Below are 18,913 nucleotides of genomic sequence, written 5' to 3'. Positions count from 1 at the left end.
CGATGATCGAGACTACCCGACCAGACGCCGGCGCATCTATCGCTATCTGACCTGGCGGAATAGAAAACACGCCCGCCCCAATGCCCCACTAAAACTATTTAGGAGATATTAGTTGGAATGGCACTAGTTTTAACCCGGCAGACGAGGACGTCTGCCGGGCACGTCATGAGGATATCTGCCGGGCACGCTGCGCTTGTCGAAACCGCAGGGGTTTCGACCTACATGATCTCTGTTCCAACCCGGCAGACGAGGACGTCTGCCGGGCACGTTTATTACTTCAGCAGCATCATCTTCTTTGTCAACACCGTTTCACCGGCGGTCAGGCGGTAGAAATACACGCCAGTCGATACCTGGATGCCGTTGTCGTCCTTGCCGTTCCAATCGAGTGCGTAGCGGCCGATCAAATAATGCTGATCAGTCAGCGTCCGCACTTTCTGGCCCAGCACGTTGTAGATCGACAGGTTTACGCGGACATCCGCAGCAACTTCAAACGCGATCGTGGTGCCGGGGTTGAACGGATTCGGATAGTTTTGGTCCAGCGTGTATGTCTGAGGCAGACCGGCCGGGTCCTCGGTCAGGCGGCTCAGCCTCACACGCTCGCCACTGCCTACCCATATCAAATCGGGATAAACACGCGTGTCGTCCACATACACCGCGATTCGGTCGCCTTCTTTGGGGTAGAGTTTCGACACATCACCTGATCCGTCCAAACCGTACACCGGTGTCATGCGAAGCGTGTTGTCCTGGTAGACCCCACGACCACAGGTGATGTTATCGCCGGTCCTGAAAGAGATCATGGCGCCGTTCTCAACCGGACGGACGTCAACGGTGATGTAATCGCCATAGACCGACATCCAACTCCGCGAGGTCTCTGAGAGTGGCGGAGTTTCAGTGTAACCCGAATCTGGCGGCCACCAGATCGTATCCCACGGCTCAAACCAGCGCGGATAAGACAGCGCGGCCGGCTCGCTCACCTTGGCCCAGTAGCCGAAAGTGGGACGCAGTTCCGTCAGAGTGTTGAATTGCCAGAGATCGGGCAGCCAGATTTGGGCGCCGTTGTCAAACCCCATCGCCTCCTGTAGTTGCTCCATGATGGAGTAAAACCCGGTCTCGACCGGCAGCGGCCATTCCGGCCAGTACGAAACCAGGTTCCATCCGGGTTCCAGAGCAATGAACTCGGCGAATGGGATTTGGTCGCCGCACACTTGAAGCATGGCATCGCAACGCATCCTGATCCAGTAACCGTGGTGATAATCGACATGGGTGAGGGTGTTGAATAAATCGAGATTAGGGTCGAACACCAGCCCGCCCTGCTCGTACGAGTGCACGACTTCGACACATCCGATAATCTCGTCGAGCGCCAATCGTATCTCACTCTCAAACGCCACATTCCAGCTCACGAGATTCCAGCCCTCGTGGAGCGGGATGTTGACACAGTGAGACACACCGAGATTACATACTTCGAATACGTCTCCGTTGGCAGTCCAGAAAACGGGCGGCGATGGTTGAGCCGATTCGCCGTTAATCTTGAACTGAATCAGGTCTCCCGGCACGCAACCTTCGTCGACATTAGTATACGGATCGTCGCGGTAGACCGGCATCAGGAAGCCGCCGTCGAGCCACACCAATGTCTGCCCGCAGAGAACACCGGTCGGGTCGAAAGCCTGTAGTATCGAGACACTTCCCGGATCGGTGATTATGGGCGGATTGAACCCATGGCAGTACGCTACTACCCACTCGTTAGTGGGGATCACGCCACCCTGGCCGCCTATGAACGGCATCGCGCCCATGTCATTTCGCGTGCCGTCCGGGTCGTTGAAGCGAGGGTTAGGATCGCCGGCGTCGATACACGGCGACCCGGCGCCCAGGGTGTACTCGGCGTTGAACGTCGGGTCGAGGCTGAATGACCCCGGGCCGGGGTCAACGATATTGTAGTAATCGGCGTCCGGGTTCCCAAAGACATCGTTGTAGCTCAAATCAGGTTGTGCCAGGGCAAAGCCGCCCTGATGGTGGAAACCATAGTGGCCATTGAAGGCGATAATATTGTTCTTGGCCGTCGGCGGCGCTACCGAGAACGATGACACCCCGCCATTGGCGCTGCTGACTATAGTATTATTCAGCAGCAACGCCGGGGCGTCGCCGAAAGTCGGGTGGTAGCGGGGGTCACCGTTCGGATCGACCAATGAGTCGATCGGCCCGCTAAGGCAGATTGCCGCCCAGTTGGTGACGTTCTGGTCGACACAGACATTGCGTCTGATCGTCGGCGCTGAGTTCACACAGAGTACAGCGATCCATCCGCCCCTGAGAGTGAAACCCTCGAGAACCGCGCCGCGTGTTTCGCCATGATTGAATGTCACCAAGTCGACTGTGCGCTCGTTTGTGATTGTAGTTGTCAGCGGGCCGTCGGCTCCGCGGACCGTGATATTCTTGCCGAGGAAGTTGATTGATTCGACATACGTCCCTGGTCCGACTAATACGCGATCGCCGTGCGTAGCGGCGTCGATAGCCGATTGGATGGTGGGATATTCCTCAGGTACAAACAGCGTTCTGGGTTCGACAGGTTGAGTGTCGAATTCGACAATCGACCCCAGGGCGGTGTTACGTTCGTGCGCCACCCATTCGCTCGGTTGGGGACATATCGCACATTCTAACCAGGGCGGGCCGACCATTGCGACAACCGGATTAGCACCAGAATCACTTGGTTCGTTGACCGCCCAGTTCGTATAGACCATCGGCTCTCCAGTTACCCACGTCCAGATCGTGTCATTGTATCCGCCGAGCCAATGGTGACCTAAATGCCCTTCCCAGCCGTTTGAGCCGTTCATGATTATGGACCAGAAGACAAAGTCGTTCTCCTGCTGACTCGTTATGCTGGCCAAGTGGCCGGGGACTCCGTTCATCTCAAACTGGCCGGCCGCGAGTCGTGCTTGATCCCACGGCATTGGATTGGGCAGGTAGGCATACCAGTGTCCATTGCCGCCTTCGGAGGCCGGCCACTGCACGAGATGCAACAGAGTGTCAGTCGGTTCGGCATTCCACTCCACGATGAATCCGTCGAGCGGACCAACATCAGCTTCCCATTGCCCGCCCCGTTCGTACGAGGTTCTGAGGCTGTTGACACAAGGTTCCTCTCCGCTCGGTTTGCCCGGAGCCCAGTTTTCAAAGATCCACGGCTCGCCGGTGAGCCACTGCCACGTACAAGAGTCGTTATGATCGGTGGCTCCCAGAAAGACCTTCTCCCCGGGATGGGCCAGGAGTGCACTCACAATCCTGGCCTCAATCGTGTCGGTTACAGTTGCTAGGTAGCCGCCACGTGCCACGGCCTCCAAATTGGCCTGTGGCCAGGTGATGAATCCGCGAAGGCGGACGTACTCGTACTTGTGGCCGGTGATCGGGTGCTCGATGACCTGGGCATGCCCCGGTTTCACACCCAGCAGCAGGCAGGCCATCACCCCGGCAATAGCAAGAAACGAGCGTCGATTCTTACTCTTGGTGGCAGGTCCTGCAGGCCTTTGGTTGAACATATTTGTCCTCCTGCAGAAGAAGTTTGTCATTCCGCTACTCAATACTAAACGAAACAACGACGATTTTGTCAAGAACAAAACCGGACGTACGCAGAGCGATACACAGGCGGCAGGAGCAAGAGACAACAGGCTGGAACATGTTTCGGGAGGTCCTTGTCTGGACCTGATGGAAGTGGGGTCGGACAGAGACCTGCCGCAGCAATATGAGCGTGGGCCGCAGACCTCCCGGTCTGCCCCATCCGGATACTTCCTCAGTACACAGGCAGACAAGGACCCGCCGTGGCGGGCCGGGCACATGGACAGCACAGGTTGTCTTACGAGTCGGCAGATGTGGGCATCTGCCGGGCACGTATCGCGAGGGGAATCTGCCGAACACCTAGTTTGGAGTTTTGGAGTGAGGCGTCAAGACCGAGGACTACCAGACTAATCCGGAAGGGCGACCATGCGATCCAGCTCAACCGCAATCCCGTCGCGGTCGAGACGATTTACCGTGATCGTCACCCGCTTGGCTCGACCACCGGTTTTCACCGCGAGATAATGATTGTCGGCCTGGCGGGCGATCTGGTGCAAGTGGGTGATCACAATGACCTGGCTGGCCTCCGACAGCTTCTTCAGCTTGGCACCGACCGCCACCGCGGTCTGCCCGCCGATACCGGTGTCGACCTCGTCGAATACGAGCAGCGAATGGGAGCGACGGTTGTTCCGTTTTTCGGCAGCTTTGATGGCCAGAAGCAGGCGCGAGATCTCACCGCCCGAGGCGGTCTTCACCAGCGACTTGAGCGGCTCACCGGGATTGGCGGAGAACAGAAAGTGGCACGATTCGAGACCGTTGTGACCAGGTTTAACCCGCTGACCCCTGATCTCGATTCCGTCATCCTGCTCTTCATAGAGAAACTCCGAGTCGAACTGCGCGTGATCGATAGCCAGCTCCGCCATCTCTTTGACCACCAGCCGCTGGAGATACTTCGCCGCCTTGCGCCTGACCTCGGAGAGTTGGAGCGCCTTGGCGGTGTAGCGCTCCCGGCAGACCTCTTCGTGTCGCTCTAGTTTCGAGATCAAGTCGGCCGTGTCCGGACGGGACATCAGCTTGCCTACGATTTCTTCATACGTCTTGAGCACGGTTTCTTCCGAGCCGCCGTATTTTCGCTTCAAGCGATAGATTTCGTCGAGCCGGGCGTTGATTTCATCCAGGCGGGCCGGATCATCGGGAATCGACGCCCCGTACTTCTCCATAGAATTCCGAAGGTCGTCGAGCTCGTACTGGATACTGTCGAGCTGCTTGAGTTGACTCTCGAGATGGGCATCGATCTCGGCCATCCTGCCGAGTTCCTTCTGAGTCGCCCGCAGCATTTCAAGGATACTTTGCTCCTCGCCGCCCAGCATTGCCTCGACCCGCGCCGCCGACTCCATCAGCGCTCGCGACGAATCTAGGATGCGCCGCTCCTGATCGAGCTCCGCCTCCTCGCCGGCGCGTATTCTGGCCGCTTCGATTTCTTGCTTCTGGAAGAGCAGCAATTCCCGCTCGCGCTCGATTTCATCGCGATGGCTCCGCGTCCGGCGAAGCTCGCTGCGCACTTCATCCCATTGAGTGAAGAGACCGGAGACCTCGTCGCGAAGGTCCTCAACCCCGGCGAAGCTATCGAGAAACAAGAGATGATTCTCCTCGTCCAGAAGCAATCGGCTCGAGTGCTGGCCCATAATTTCGGCGAGGGGGGAGGTTAGTTCGTTGAGGCGAGCCAGCGTGACCACGCTTCCGTTCACTCTGACCTTGGAGCTGCCGTCCTTGAGAATCTCTCGGCTCACCGTGAAAGTGTTATCGACGATGATTTCAGTGAATTCTGCTCGGTACTGGGGGCTCATGCGTTCCACCGAAAAGGTCGCCTCGACCACTGCCCGGCTGCAGCCGTGGCGTATCTGTTCGCGGTCGGCACGGTCGCCGAGCGCCAATGACAGGGCGGTCACGATAACCGACTTGCCCGCGCCGGTTTCTCCGGTCAGTACCGACATGCCGCGGTCAAAGAAAAGCTCGATATCGTCGATAAGAGCAAAATTGGTGATTTTGAGGCGTTGCAGCATAAATCAAAGTCCGTACTGTTTCATTTCGGCAAGAAGGTCGTTTGCCTTTTGCTGATCCCCCGCGGCCTCGGCTCGACGGAGAGCGTCCTTGAGCCGCTTCCTGACCTCGGCCTGGCGGCGTCTAATGAACTCCTGTACCACCAGCTTGGTCTGGGCATCGATCTGATCGGCCGGCCATTCCCTCGACGCCAGGTCGGCCACGGTCGCGCCGACCTGCTCATCCGGCATATTGTCAATTAGACGATGGACATCGAAATCGCCATGCTGATTGTACTGAGTTTCGAGTGCCGCGTACAGACGCCCCAGCAGGCGGGAATCGAAGTCCTCCGGAGCCACGGCCTGGAAAACAAAATCGATAACGCCCGGTTTTTCCAACAACAAAGATAGCAGTTCGAATTCATGGGTGTGGAATCTCGCCTGGGCCGCCAAACGGGAGTCCGATGTTGTAGGCGGGGCCGTCATGGTCATCTGGAATACGGATTGGTTAACGCCTAACTTCTGAGCTGACTCCTGCTGAAACAGCTCACGGCGGGTGGGATCGGCGATTCGCCCGGCCAAGGCCGCCAGTTCCTTGACCAGCTTCTCACGCTCTATAATTCCCGCCTCAGAAAGGTCCGCCTGCTTGACGCGGTAGTCTATAAACGGCAGCGCCGCCGCACGCAGTTCTTCGATCTTCCCGATCCCCTGTATACGGGCTAATGAGTCCGGGTCCTCGCCTTGCGGGGCCGAGATAACTCGTACCTCGAGGCCGGCATCGTAGAGCGAATCTACTGACCGGAGTGCCGCCGAGCGCCCGGCCGAGTCGGCATCAAAGAACAGATATACATCTTGCGCAAACCGGGCGAGAAGGCGCGCCTGCTGCGGGGTGAACGAAGTTCCGGACGAGGCCACCACGTTGGTAATCCCAAGCTGGTAGAGGGAAATGAAATCAAAGTACCCCTCGACAACAAAGACATACTCCAGCGACCGAATCGACTCTTTGGAGAAATTCAGACCGTAGAGCACCCGGCTTTTGTTGTACAGCGGCGTCTCGGGCGAATTCATGTACTTGGCGGGTTCGCCCTTTTTGAGCGTCCGGCCGCCGAACGCAATCGGTTTGTTGCTCAGGTTGAAGATGGGTATCATCAGCCGCTGGCGAAAACGATCGAAATATGTCCCTTTTTGCTCGGATTTCAATACCAGGCCCGCCTTGACCAGTTCGTCCGGCTTCAGGCCCTTGGAACCGGCAAACCTGAGGTAGGCGTCCCAATTCTCTCCGGCCAGGCCTAGCCGAAAAGCCTCGATGGACTGGTCGCTAATCCCTCTCTTGTCTCTCAGATAGTCATCGAGCACAACAGAGTAGCGCTTTTCAAAGAGCTGCTTGTGGTAAAACTCGACGGCGAGTTCATGAGCGTAATTCAGGTGCTCGATTTCATCCGGGCGCTGATCGGCGCGGGTCTCGCGTATAAGTATATTTCCCCTTCCGGCGAGGTAGCGGATGGCGTCGGCGAACGACATCCCCTCGTGTTCCATCAGGAACGTGATGACATTCCCCCCCTTTCCGCAGCCGAAGCAGTAGAATAACTGGCGATCCGATGAAACCTTAAACGACGGCGTCTTTTCCTGATGAAAGGGGCAGCAGGCCCACATGTCGCGCCCTTTCTTCTTCAGGCGGACATACTCTCCGACAATCTGGACGATATCGGTCGCCTCGCGAACCTGCTCAATTGTTTCCTGCGGTATCATGACTTCAGCTTGACTACGGTAACCCCGGCGCCGCCTTCATTCCAATTGCCGAGGGTGAGCGATTCGACTTCGGGGTGGTTCTTCAGGTATTCGGTGAGGGCGCGTCGAAGCGTGCCTGTGCCCTTGCCGTGTACGACATATATCTGCGGCAGTCCGGCCAGTACGGCTTGATCGAGAAAGCGGTCCAGCGCTTCCGTGGCCTCGTCGACAGTCATGCCGCGAAGGTGAATCTCGCGGCTGATATCGCCGGTGGGTGGCGTTTTGGCTATCTGGCGAAATGTTTTTGTGCCGGGTTTGGCGTCCAACTTCTCCAGATCGCGTATCTTCACCACGGTGCTTACGCCTCCGACTTGCACGCGGGCGCGATCCTCGCCGATTATTTCCGTGATATCGCCTTCTTTGTTCAGCGTGACTATTCGCACCCGGTCGTTCGCTTTGAACTCGTCCAGCCGGATCTTCGTCTCGGCCGGCTTGCCGGTGCGATGCCGCACCCGTTCGGCTGTGTCTTTGGTTTCGCGGATGAACTTGTGGGCCGTTTTGACTTCGCTGCTGCCCGCCTGGCTTTTGCGGATATCGGCCACGAGTCTCTCCAACTCGGCGCGGGTAGTTTCCAGTAAGTTGTCGGTTTCGGTCAGCGCCTCTCTCTTGCGTTGTTCGACCTCGCGGTTGAACTTCTCGGTCTGGCTGCGGTAAAACCGCTCCAGTTCTTCGGCGCGGGCCAAGCGCTCCGCAAGAGTGTTGCGATCCTCGCGGATTTGCGCCAGTTCCTTTTCGAGCGACGCAATCAACTCGCTCAGCGATCTTTCTCCGCTTCCGACCAGTTGCGCGGCATGCTTACAGATCGAGCGGGGAATGCCGAGTCGGCCGGCGATTTCGACTGCGTATGACGAGCCCGGCAGCCCCATTTGCAGGCGGTAAGTAGGAGCAAGCGTGGTACGATCGAATTCGAGTGAGGCGTTCTCGATCTCAGGGTGATCGAGGGCAAGCGTCTTTAGCTGAGAATAATGAGTCGATGCTACCAACTTGGTTCCCTTGTCGACCATGAACAGGATGATCGCCTCAGCCAGGGCGGCTCCTTCTTTCGGGTCGGTTCCCGCGCCGATCTCATCGAGCAGAGCGAGGGAGTCATCGGATACCTTAGCCACTGCTTCCGAGATATTACGTATGTGTGACGAGAATGTCGAGAGCGACAGCTCGATCGACTGTTCATCGCCGATATCAGCAAAAACCTGGCGAAAGATTCCATAGCAACTGGATTCGCTCGCCGGCACTAGCAAGCCGGACTGCACCATCAGCGTGGTCAGTCCAAGAGTTTTAAGCGCGACAGTTTTTCCGCCCGTGTTGGGACCGGTGATCAAAAGCGCCTGGCGACTGCCATTCAAACTCGCCGAAAGCGGCACGACTTTGTCGATTCCGCCGAATTTCCGAACTAGCAGCGGGTGGCGCGCCTCTTGAATGTCGAATTCGGGTAGATCGTGGATTTTCGGCCGATTACCCTTGGTCTCACTGGCGAACTTGGCGGCGGCGTAGCGAGCGTCCAATTGTCCAATAAGCCGCGTGTTTTCCATAAGCGCCTCGGCGCGCTGGCCGATTTCCCCGGTCAGCGCCGTGAGGATGCGCACAACCTCGGCGCGTTCTTCCTGCATCAGGAGGTGAATGCGATTATTGAGTTCGACTGTCTCACGTGGTTCGACATACAATGTCGCTCCCGATTGGCTGCGGTCGTGCAGGATGCCCTGGTCGGCCCGGTATTGTCCTGACAGCACCGGGATGACATACCGTCCGTTGCGCTGGGTGATGACATCATCCTGCCAGCCGACCTGCTTTTGCGCCGTGGAGAGAATCGTCTCCAACTGACTGACAATCCGCCGCTTGGAATCGAAAAGACTGCCGCGGATTCGCCGCAACTGGGTCGAAGCCGAGTCCTTCACCTGGCCGTCGACATCCACAATGCGGTTTATCTCTTTCTTCAGTTCGGGAAACGAGCGGATGCTCTTGAGGTAGGGAACCACCGCCGGGAAGTTGGCTCGGTTCTCCGGATCGTATTCATGTAATGCGATCGAGACCTCAACCAGTCCGAGCACTTTGATAATCTCCTCGGGATCGAGAAACGCGCCCGCCACCTGTGATTTGCCGATGATATCGCGGCAATCGTCGAGTTGACTTAGCGGAAACGAGCGGCCGAAATTGTAAATGTCCTTGAGCTGGTTGGTTTCATCGAGACGAGTCTCGATAGCCGACAGGTCAAACATGGGGCCAAATCGCTTCACCTCCGGCGGGCCATAGGCCGTAAGGCACTTCTCCGCTATGAGGGAGAGGATTTTCGGGAATTCGAGAATCTCCGCTGTGTGCTGGCTAATCATCTGGTCTGCAGACCTTCACAAAGAAAAAGCCGGCCATCCGGCCGGCTGTAATATATGCCCGATAACCGTAATCCCAAATCGAATTAGCTCCCCTCGCGCTCATCGTTGAGATTGAAGAATCGGTCAAGTTGGTACATGACCCGATAGACATCGGCCCGCTCCTCGGAAAGACTCTCGCCGCGCGTACTCTTCTGGGCCGGGGTTACGACCAGGGTGTTTTCAATCTGCTGCATGAAGTTGGGTTTGTTGGGATGGAGCACCGAAGTCGATTCAAAAATGAGTGGTACGGTCTTGGCGACCGTCGGCCCGAAAAACGATGCCTCAAAGTCGGTATAGAAACGCTCCGGCATGGGGAGGAGGAACATGAGAAAGGTCAAAATGCCGATTGCGGCCCAACCCCGAAGAAACCCGACCAGGGCGCCCCCCATCTGATCACGTTTTTTGACTGTCTTGATGTCGGCGACTTTGTAAAACAGATAGCCCAACCCCTTGAATAGTCCGTAAGAGGCGGCCAACAGTAGGATAAACGACAGGAAAGCTGAAACCAGTACCGAAGTTCCGAGGCTGTCGTAGATATAGATCACGAGCCGATCTATGTAGGTGACGGTTAGGATAATCGCAGCGAAAAAGACGACAAACGCGCTCAGTTCTCGGACCAGACCCTTTTTGGAGCCGACAATCACGGCGGCCAACAACAGTACGGCTAAAACGGCGTCAACCCAGTTCATACCACTTCTCCCTGTGTGGGTTATACTACATCCGGGCCGAGTATAGACGGTTTTTTGATTATTTGGCAAGCAATTCCGAGATGATCTTATTGACCAGCTTGCCGTCGGCCTGCCCCTTGACTCGGGGCATCAGAACTTTCATAACGACCCCCATATGCTTGGGGGAATCGGCCCCGGTCTCGGCAATAGCGGCCTGAGCCATCTGGCGTAACTCTTCTTCGGACAATTGCTTGGGAAGATAGCCCGTGATCACCTCAAGTTCGAAGGTCTCTTTTTGAACGAGATCGTCGCGGTTGCCCGCCCGGAACTGCTCGATTGAATCCCGCCGCTTTTTGGCGGCTGAGGCGAGGACCTCTATCTCCTGCTCGGCGGTCAAATCCTGGCCGACTTCGATACGGCGATACTTGAGGTCAGACTTAAGGCCCCGAAGGACGGTCAGACGATCTTTGTCGCCGCCCTTGAGGGCCTTGATCATGTCTTTATCAATTTGCTCGAATAGCGTCATGCGAGCGTTACGGTCTTCTGTTTTCCAAAAATCTGGCGCGGCGACTCTTGCGCCGGGCAGCCGCCATCTTGCGCTTGCGGCTTTCTGACGGCTTTTCAAAATGCTGATGCTTCTTGTAATCCGAAAGAATTCCAGACTTTTCGCAGAATTTGTTGAAACGACGAAGCGCTCTCTCGAAAGATTCGTCGTCACGAACTCTGACTCCTGCCAAATACTGTCACCTCCTCAGACGGAAGTTAAAGGTTCCGGGGCAGGGTCCGGTCGACAGACGCCCGCCCAAACGTTAAATATATCGGCCCTAAGGAGTTCTGTCAATAGCGCAATGGGGTTTAATTGAAACCGCAAGTCTATCGTCGGTCGACGACCTGGTCTACAACGAATGTGCGTGTGAACCATCAGGTCGGGACCCAACCGCATTGGGCTTCTCACGGCACTACTTCTTAAGGTACACCAGTCGGTCCGACCCCCGGTTCGACATGAAATGAATGTGGAAATGGTCGATTTCCTGCCCCAGACCATTGTTGATCGCCAGCTGGTAATGCCCTGGAATGCCAAGCCTTTCGGCCACGATCTTGGCGGTCTCGAAACATGTGGCCAGGACCTCCGGGGGCGTATTCTGGAAGTTGGAGTACTCGTCTTTGGAGATAATCAGCAGGTGGACGGGGGCTTTGGGACGGTGGTCGGCGATGACGATCACTTTGTCGGTTTCGTAGAAGATCTTCGCCGGGATTTCGCGGCGGATTATGCGGGTGAAGACCGATGCCATTGGCCGAATATACGAGCCGGCAGGCTGCTTACCAATCCTCAAATAGAGTCTGCGGCGGTCCTTGCCAAGCGGACGGGGATTAGTTAGATTTTAGATCGCGTCGCAGGCGATGCTGGTAACGGAAAAACGGATTGTTCTGGTGATTGGAGGCAAGAGGTCATGTCAGGTCACTCAAAATGGGCCACGATTAAACGCAAAAAAGGCAAGTTGGACGCGGAGCGCGGCAAGAAGTTCACCCGTCTTATCAAGGAACTGACTGTCGCCGCCCGCGAGGGCGGGGGAGACCCCGACGGCAACCCGCGTCTACGCACCGCTATCGCCGCCGCCAAGGCCGACAACATGCCGGCCGACAATATCAAGCGCGCCATCCTCAAGGGGACCGGCCAGCTTCCGGGCGTCTCGTATGAGGCGGTCACCTACGAGGGTTACGGCCCGGGCGGAGTGGCGCTCTACCTCGAAGTTCTCACCGACAACAAGAATCGGATTGTCTCAGAAATCCGTCACGTGCTCACCAAGTACGGCGGCAACCTGGGCGCCAACGGATGTGTCGCCTGGATGTTCCACAAGCGGGGCGTGATCACGGTCGATCTCGACGCGGCCAATGAGGATACGCTGATGGAAGTCGCTCTCGAGGCCGGCGCGGACGACATGAAAAGCGATACCGGCGCGTATGAGATTGTCATGGACCCGAGCGTGCTTGACGACGTGCGCCAGGCGATCGAGAAGAAAGGGATAAAGCTCGCCTCGGCCGAGGTGACGATGGTCCCTCAGAACACTACCAAGCTGACCAAAGAGAGCGATGCCGGCTCGATGCTCAAGATGCTCGATTTATTGGAAGAGATCGACGATATCCAAAAAGTTTACTCGAATTTCGACATCGATCAGACGCTGATGGAGAAGCTGGCGGGATAAGCAGCCGACACCAACGTACAGCGCGACTAGACAGAAGGTCGCCCTTTCGATCCAGGGCGACCTTTGTCGTGGCACTCAATAGGCATCAACAAGTACACGCAATGGCAGGGGACCTATTACAGTTTTTCGACTCGGAAATTCGCGGTACCATCAAAGTCAGTAAACACAATCCTAATTCTCCAAGTACCGGCCACGCCGACCGAGCTTTGTTCGGTGCCGCTGGCCAGCAGCCCCTGAGTGTAGACCTGCTGGTTGTTGGCGTCGAACAAGGTCACGGTCGCGCTACCCTGTGTACGCGAAGTTGAATGGTTAACTGTGGCTCTGGTACCCGAATTGACCCAGGAGTAGTTGACTGTGGTGCTTACGTTGCGGGCGTTGGTGATCTGAAACTGGAACGCGTCGGCGTTGTTGATTACCTCAGGCTGGAAAGCGGAGATCGGGTTTTTCTTGTCACTGCAGCCGGTAATAATAAGCGCGGCAGCGGTAACAGCGGCGATGATCATCGAGAGCGTGGCTGATTTCATGTCGTCGATTCCTGCCTTTTGGGTTTTTGAATTATTATCGCCATCATGAACCCATAATAACCACTAAAGGCGGCCGAAAGTTGGTACCTTTTCTGAACAGATTTTGGCCGGCAGGGATCTCGCTCGTTGCGCCGCGGTTGCAGCAGCGGCCGGTGGCCTAAAAGGATTTCTTCAGGATTGCAATCTGACCGGCGTGGTACAGAATGTGCTCAACGACACCGTGCAGGCTTTTATAGGTTGTCGAAAAGCCTTTGAGAATTGGTCGGTCGAGACAGTCATCGTTTAATGTCCCGATGTCGGCGGACAGGGCCTTGTAGGCCTTGGCCAGTTTGCTCTGGGCTGCCTTCCAGGCTTTGGCGGAAGGCTTGGACGGCTGCGGCGGCCAATCTTTCGCTTGAGGCAAGTCACGGACCGGTTTTCCTCCTAAGCGCGCTCGAATGACATCAATCCAAACTATAGTGTGCAGCAGAATTTCCCAAACGCTGTGCACTTCCGGAATCGGACGCGAAACTGCCTGGATCGGGGTGATTCCTTTCAATACGTCGTTCAGGCTTGGTCCATGCCAGGCACCTCCTTCAATCGAGCGCCGCAACTGAACTTGGATCCTCTGAACTTCTGACATAGCTCTGTCTCCATCAAATGGTTCAAACAATAGAATCGCTGCTACCAGGCCGGCGTGTCAATCACATTTGGATTTCGTAGCGCCAATGTCCACGCAAGCCGGCTAGGTTTGCAGACAAAAAAAGACCGGGTCGAAACCCGGTCTTTCATGTCTTGACGTTTGATCGGCGGCAGAGCCTGCCCCCGACTTGATCGGGAGTTCTCGTCTGCCCAGATCATTGTCACTACTCTTTAGTAGCGGTTGCTGCTGCGGCCGTTGCCGCCGCGGTTCCCACCGCCGTAGCCGCCGCCACGATTACCTCCGCCATCAGTCTTGGGGCGCGCTTCGTTAACGTTCAGCGCACGACCGTTCAGTTCCTGACCGTTCAGTCCGCTGATAGCCGCTGCGGCTTCAGTCTTGCCGGCCATCTCGACGAAGCCGAAGCCTCGTGATTCGCCGCTGAACTTGTCAGCAATGATGCTGGCGCTGACGACTTCGCCGAAGGTCCCAAAGACCTGGCGTAACTGATCTTCTGTCGTCTCAAACGACAGGTTGCCTACGTAGATGTTCATTCTACACTCCGAAATCCGTTTATCGGTGCCTGACATCTCGTCCCGAAGGATTCGCGATCATCGCGATAAACCTGTTTTGGCGCAATATTGCGCTGCGGTTCCGAGATTGGGCTTATTCAGATTTGCGTGATGTGACAAAGTCTAGACTAAGGGAACCAGGGAAACCAATTCTAACTATTCAGTATATCGGTCGAATTTGGAAAAGTCAATACATATTATCGACATTTGCGGATTATTTTTCGGCCCGCATAGAATGGGGCGGGCAACGTGTAAGCGGCTTCGCAGCGCGGGTTTGGGGGTTAAGAGGGGGGATGAGGGAATGCTCTGGTGCCCCACCGCTTGCGGTGGGTAAAGACTCTGGGGCGAAGTGACGGACACCGGACAGGATCACCAAGCCGTTTAACTCTCGTCGTCTCTCAAACTAATCCCACCCCAAGGGGTGGGGCACCAGGCGGGTTTGCGGGTGGGAGTAGGGACTACTTTTCGGTTTGGGAGAGCGCTTGAAGCAACCCACCTTGAATGGTGGGGCACCCAGAGGGCTAGGCACCCGATGTGATCACTCGAAGCCAAGGAAGCTACTGTACGGAGTGGCCTCGACTATCTTGTAACCATCATTGTCAGGGTTCCAGATGTATTTCTTGAAGAATGGCACATCAGCAAGTAATGAACTAACCGGAGCTGTTGGAGATAAGAACATCCGAGGACTTGTCTCAAGGAAGTCGAGACTGCCGAGGTTATGGAAGAGTAGTACCGCGTGGACTCGTGTGTTTCGTGGCCGTCCATTTTCTTGCCAGAAACCTTCGTAATGTCTAACAAACTCTGCTGACCGTATAACGCCATCAACGTGAGAAAAGCGGATCTTCTCAGGCCCGAACAATGCAGCCACAATCTCTTCATCCATTAGCGGTGCAGGCTCAACTACGTTCAAGCTGATTATGTATGGCATTCCCGAAGTTGCGTAACTGGTCTTCTTCTTGGCGTCGAGTTTGGACCTAATCGCCTCCTGTGTGGCACTCCTGTGACCAATTCGGTCTCCGAAACCTGTCACGAGTCCGGCTGAGCAGGTTTGAGTATTCAATCGAGGCGTTAGCTCCAGTTCTAATCCCCTGATCGACAGTGAAATGACTTCCAATTGGGAGGGTAGATCGGCAACCAGTTGGAGTTCCCATTGGCGCACAATCTTCGAAATGGGTTCAATGATCTCTTTGCGGCTCGGTTCTGAGCTTAGGAGGCCTTGGAAGGATACACTGACTCTTACAGTGTCCGATTTCACATTATCATTTATAAGCTTTACGATCTCGGACTTCTGTCGCCTCCTCCTGTACATCTCCGTTCCGGGGAAGGCGCACGATGCTTCAATCAGAGTTTGATCTCTGGCCGAAGTCGTGATTAAGAAGTCTGGCTTGTCATTTCCAAAGTCTGGCCTGTTTGGGTGGACTTCAACATCCAAACTGAGTCTGTTAAAGAATTCGTGCAGAAACAGCTCGAAACACGCCGCGATGTGAGTTTTGTCTTGCCTCGACTGGAAATCTCTTTTAAAGCGTTCCTTTTCCGTATCTGGGTATTTTGAGAAGGAGTCTTCCCAGAAATTGCGGTAAGCCTGATGGGAGTCGTCGGAAGAACTGCAGCAATATTCGTACATGGACATGCGGGAGGTGCGCGATTTTACAAGCCGTCGCGGCGTTTTGATTAACTTCATTGTGTCAGTCTCTCTATTCAGGCGTCGATAAGCAATGTCGGGAGGGTGTATCTTGTCAATCACATTCACTATACAGTATGAGGCGTTTGCCCTACCTAAAATCCCTCGCCCTCACCTGTATGTCCGCGTCGCTGATGCGAAGCGGCGTGAACTCGCGGCCGATCACGTTGATCACCCCGTGCGAGTGCTCCACCTGCCCCTTCACGATCAGCCCCTTACTGTAAATAATCGCCTTGCGACAGGTCTGCACATAGTGCGGCTTCACGACAATGTTCGCAAATCCGGTCTCATCCTCCAGCGTCAGAAACATGAACCCCTTGGCGGTCATCGGCCGCTGCCTGATGATCACCATCCCGGCCACCTGCACGGTCTGCTTGTCGCGCGTGCGGCGGAGATCATCGGACGACAAAATGCGCCGCTGTCGCAACCATGCGCGTAAAAACTCGATCGGATGCGGCCCGGTCGAAAGCTCCATCCCTTTGAAATCGGCGGCCACTTCCTCGGTGGCGTGCATCGGGGTCAAAAGCGCGCGGCCGGTTTCGGGCGGGGTGAGGTCGAGCTGGTCGCCCGATTCGTGCGCCAGGGCGAGCATCTCCCAGAGCGCCTGGCGGCGGGTTAGCCCGAACCCGCGAAACGCCCCAACCAGGGCGAGCTGCTCCAGATGATTGTGGTCGAGTTTGGTGCGAAAGACGAAATCAGACGGTGAGCGGAACGGCCCGCGCCTAAGTTCGATCTCAAGTTTTTCTTTAGCTTTATCTCCTAAGCTCTTGACATATCGAAAGCCAAGCCGCACACAACCGTTTTCGATGGTACAGTCCCAGGAGCTTTTCTTGATGTCGACAGAGAGCACTCGCACCCCGCGATGGCGGGCCTCATAGATGATAGTCGAGGGTGTATAGAAGCCGAGCGGCTCGGCGTTGAGAAGCGCGCAGTAAAATTCGGCCGGGTAGTACACTTTCAGCCAGGCCGAGACATACACGAGCAGGGCGAACGACGCGGCGTGCGATTCGGCGAACCCGAAATCGGCGAACGCGGCCAGTTGTTTGAAGATACGCAGCGCGGCGTCTTCGTCGATCCCGTTTTTGACCATGCCGAGCACCAGCCGCAGCCGGAGCGCTTCCATTTTTTCCGCCGAGCGTTTGTGGCCCATGGCGCGGCGGAGTTCGTCGGCCTGGGTCGGCGTGAACCCGGCAGCGGCCATGGCGACCTGCATTCCCTGTTCCTGAAACAGCGGAATGCCGAGCGTGCGTTCGAGAATCGACCTGAGCGACGGGTGCGGGTAGGTGACTTCTTCCTCGCCGTTGCGGCGGCGCAGGTAGGGGTGGACCATGTCGCCCTGGATCGGGCCGGGACGAATGAGCGCAACCTCAACTACCAGATCGTAGAACCGCTCCGGCCTGTGGCGCGGGAGCGTGGCCATCTGGGCGCGCGATTCGACCTGGAAGACCCCGACCGTGTCGGCGCACGACAGAAGTGCGTACACTTTGGGATCGTCGTATTCCATCTTCGCCATGTCCAGCGCGACCCCGTGGTGTTCCTTGATCAGCTTGAAGGCGATATCGATCAGCGAGAGCATGCCGAGTCCGAGCAGGTCGATCTTGACCAGGCGCATTGCGCCGGTGTCGTCCTTGTCCCACTGAATGACCGAGCGGTCGGGCATGGTGGCGTTTTCGATCGGGACAATTTCCGAGAGCGGCCGTTTGGTGATAATCATCCCGCCGACATGGATACCGAGATGGCGCGGGAAGCGATAGATCTGGCGGGTCAGCTCGACCAGGAGGCGGACACGTTTGTCATCGGGATTGAACCCGGCCTCGACAATCCGCTCCTTGGTTTCCTCACCGCGTGAGAAATGGTCGTGCAGCTTGGCGAGTTGATCGACCTCGTCAAGCGAGAACCCCAGCGCCTTGCCGACATCGCGCACCGCCGAGCGGCCGCGATAGCTGATAATCTCGCAGACCATGGCGGCGTGGTCGCGGCCGTATTTTTCATAGACGTACTGGATCGCCTCCTCGCGGCGCTGGTGGGCGATATCGATATCGATATCGGGCGGCTCGGCCCGCTCTTCGGAGAGGAAGCGTTCGAACAAAAGTTTCAGCCGGATCGGATCGACCGCGGTGATACCGAGGCAGTAGCAGACCGCTGAGTTGGCCGCCGAGCCGCGCCCCTGGCAGAGGATACCGCGTTCGCGGCAAAAGCGGGCGATATCCCAGACAATCAGGAAGTAGCCGGCGAGGTCGAGCTGGCCGATAATGCGCAGTTCGTGTTCGAGCTGATCGATCACTTCTTTGGTCAGTTCGCCGTAGCGCTCTTTCGCGCCGCGGTAGGTGAGCCGGCGAAGAAACGCGCGGGTGGATGGCCCACCCCTTAGGGTGGGGTACTCTAAGTCACCCTGAGCCTGTCGAAGGGTGACTACCTCGGAGTCTCCACCCACAAGGGGTGGGGCACCCTGAGTGCTTTCGATAACCTCCGGTGGCCCACCATTTAGGGTGGGGTTAGCGAAATCTCGATTGATTCGTGGTGGACGAGGACGTCCACCACGCACGGACAAGTCACCCTGAGTCTGCTGAAGGGTGCTGTCTCCACTCACTCCAAGGGGTGGGGCCCCCGGGGGTACGCCATGCGTGTCGGGTGGCCCACCCTTTAGGGTGGGATTGATACCCAGGGGTTTGCCATGCATGGAGGTGTCGGGTTTCTTGTCCTCCGCAAGGCTGCGGACTGCGGAACCCGACCTACGAGACTGAGCTTGTCGAAGGGTGACCGCGGAATCTTCACCCACCCCAAGGGGTGGGGCCCCTGGGGGTACGCCATGCGTGTCGGGTGGCCCACCCTTTAGGGTGGGATTGATACCCAGGGGTTTGCCATGCATGGAGGTGTCGGGTTTCTTGTCCTCCGCAAGGCTGCGGACTGCGGAACCC

14 protein-coding genes are annotated in these 18,913 nt (G+C 56.7%); 1 reads left to right on the top strand and 13 read right to left on the bottom strand.

Annotated elements, in window-relative coordinates; translation table 11 throughout:
- Window positions 1–272: 272 nt before the first annotated feature.
- The 8 genes from AB1772_11405 to AB1772_11370 all read right to left on the bottom strand — a co-directional run bounded on the left by AB1772_11405 (window position 273) and on the right by AB1772_11370 (window position 11,687).
- On the bottom strand, window positions 273–3,524 hold the full coding sequence (locus AB1772_11405) for a lectin-like protein (GenBank protein ID MEW5796952.1): 3,252 nt from the start codon (window positions 3,522–3,524) through the stop codon (window positions 273–275).
- A 423-nt stretch (window positions 3,525–3,947) separates the two neighbouring features.
- The gene (recN, locus tag AB1772_11400; protein MEW5796951.1) at window positions 3,948–5,600 is read right to left on the bottom strand and encodes a DNA repair protein RecN; all 1,653 of its coding nucleotides are present in this window, start codon (window positions 5,598–5,600) and stop codon (window positions 3,948–3,950) included.
- Between the two features lie 3 nt (window positions 5,601–5,603).
- Complete coding sequence (gene dnaG / locus AB1772_11395; protein ID MEW5796950.1) at window positions 5,604–7,325, bottom strand: DNA primase; 1,722 nt, start codon at window positions 7,323–7,325, stop codon at window positions 5,604–5,606.
- Window positions 7,322–9,688 carry an endonuclease MutS2 gene (locus AB1772_11390; protein ID MEW5796949.1) on the bottom strand — a complete coding sequence of 789 codons (2,367 nt, stop codon included), beginning with the start codon at window positions 9,686–9,688 and terminating at the stop codon, window positions 7,322–7,324. The genes dnaG and AB1772_11390 overlap by 4 nt, the downstream gene beginning before the upstream one ends.
- Before the next feature lie 83 nt (window positions 9,689–9,771).
- Entirely contained in the window at window positions 9,772–10,416 is a 645-nt protein-coding gene (locus AB1772_11385; protein ID MEW5796948.1) for a CvpA family protein, read from the bottom strand.
- A 58-nt stretch (window positions 10,417–10,474) separates the two neighbouring features.
- Window positions 10,475–10,921, bottom strand: a complete 447-nt coding sequence (locus AB1772_11380; GenBank protein ID MEW5796947.1) for a GatB/YqeY domain-containing protein — start codon at window positions 10,919–10,921, stop codon at window positions 10,475–10,477.
- Window positions 10,922–10,928: 7 nt separating this feature from the next.
- Entirely contained in the window at window positions 10,929–11,132 is a 204-nt protein-coding gene (gene rpsU, locus AB1772_11375) for a 30S ribosomal protein S21 (GenBank protein ID MEW5796946.1), read from the bottom strand.
- A gap of 222 nt (window positions 11,133–11,354) precedes the next feature.
- Complete coding sequence (locus AB1772_11370) at window positions 11,355–11,687, bottom strand: HIT family protein (protein ID MEW5796945.1); 333 nt, start codon at window positions 11,685–11,687, stop codon at window positions 11,355–11,357.
- 159 nt (window positions 11,688–11,846) lie between these two features.
- On the opposite strand from AB1772_11370, the gene AB1772_11365 reads away from it, so the two are divergent.
- A complete protein-coding gene (locus AB1772_11365; protein ID MEW5796944.1) occupies window positions 11,847–12,599 on the top strand; it encodes a YebC/PmpR family DNA-binding transcriptional regulator in 753 nt (250 codons plus the stop codon).
- A 116-nt stretch (window positions 12,600–12,715) separates the two neighbouring features.
- On the opposite strand, the gene AB1772_11360 is transcribed toward AB1772_11365, so the two are convergent.
- From AB1772_11360 to AB1772_11340, 5 genes are all read right to left on the bottom strand, one after another.
- Window positions 12,716–13,123: a hypothetical protein gene (locus tag AB1772_11360; protein ID MEW5796943.1), complete on the bottom strand. Its 408-nt coding sequence runs from the start codon at window positions 13,121–13,123 to the stop codon at window positions 12,716–12,718.
- Window positions 13,124–13,280: 157 nt separating this feature from the next.
- Complete coding sequence (locus tag AB1772_11355) at window positions 13,281–13,745, bottom strand: DinB family protein (protein MEW5796942.1); 465 nt, start codon at window positions 13,743–13,745, stop codon at window positions 13,281–13,283.
- Window positions 13,746–13,975: 230 nt separating this feature from the next.
- Window positions 13,976–14,296: an RNA-binding protein gene (locus AB1772_11350; protein ID MEW5796941.1), complete on the bottom strand. Its 321-nt coding sequence runs from the start codon at window positions 14,294–14,296 to the stop codon at window positions 13,976–13,978.
- A 556-nt stretch (window positions 14,297–14,852) separates the two neighbouring features.
- Window positions 14,853–15,995 carry a hypothetical protein gene (locus AB1772_11345; GenBank protein MEW5796940.1) on the bottom strand — a complete coding sequence of 381 codons (1,143 nt, stop codon included), beginning with the start codon at window positions 15,993–15,995 and terminating at the stop codon, window positions 14,853–14,855.
- Window positions 15,996–16,086: 91 nt separating this feature from the next.
- A complete protein-coding gene (locus AB1772_11340; GenBank protein MEW5796939.1) occupies window positions 16,087–18,429 on the bottom strand; it encodes an error-prone DNA polymerase in 2,343 nt (780 codons plus the stop codon).
- Between the last annotated feature and the right edge of the window lie 484 nt (window positions 18,430–18,913).

This window comes from Candidatus Zixiibacteriota bacterium (assembly GCA_040752815.1).
Classification (GTDB): Bacteria; Zixibacteria; MSB-5A5; order GN15; family FEB-12; genus JAGGTI01.
This window is presented reverse-complemented; position numbering and strand designations above follow the sequence as displayed.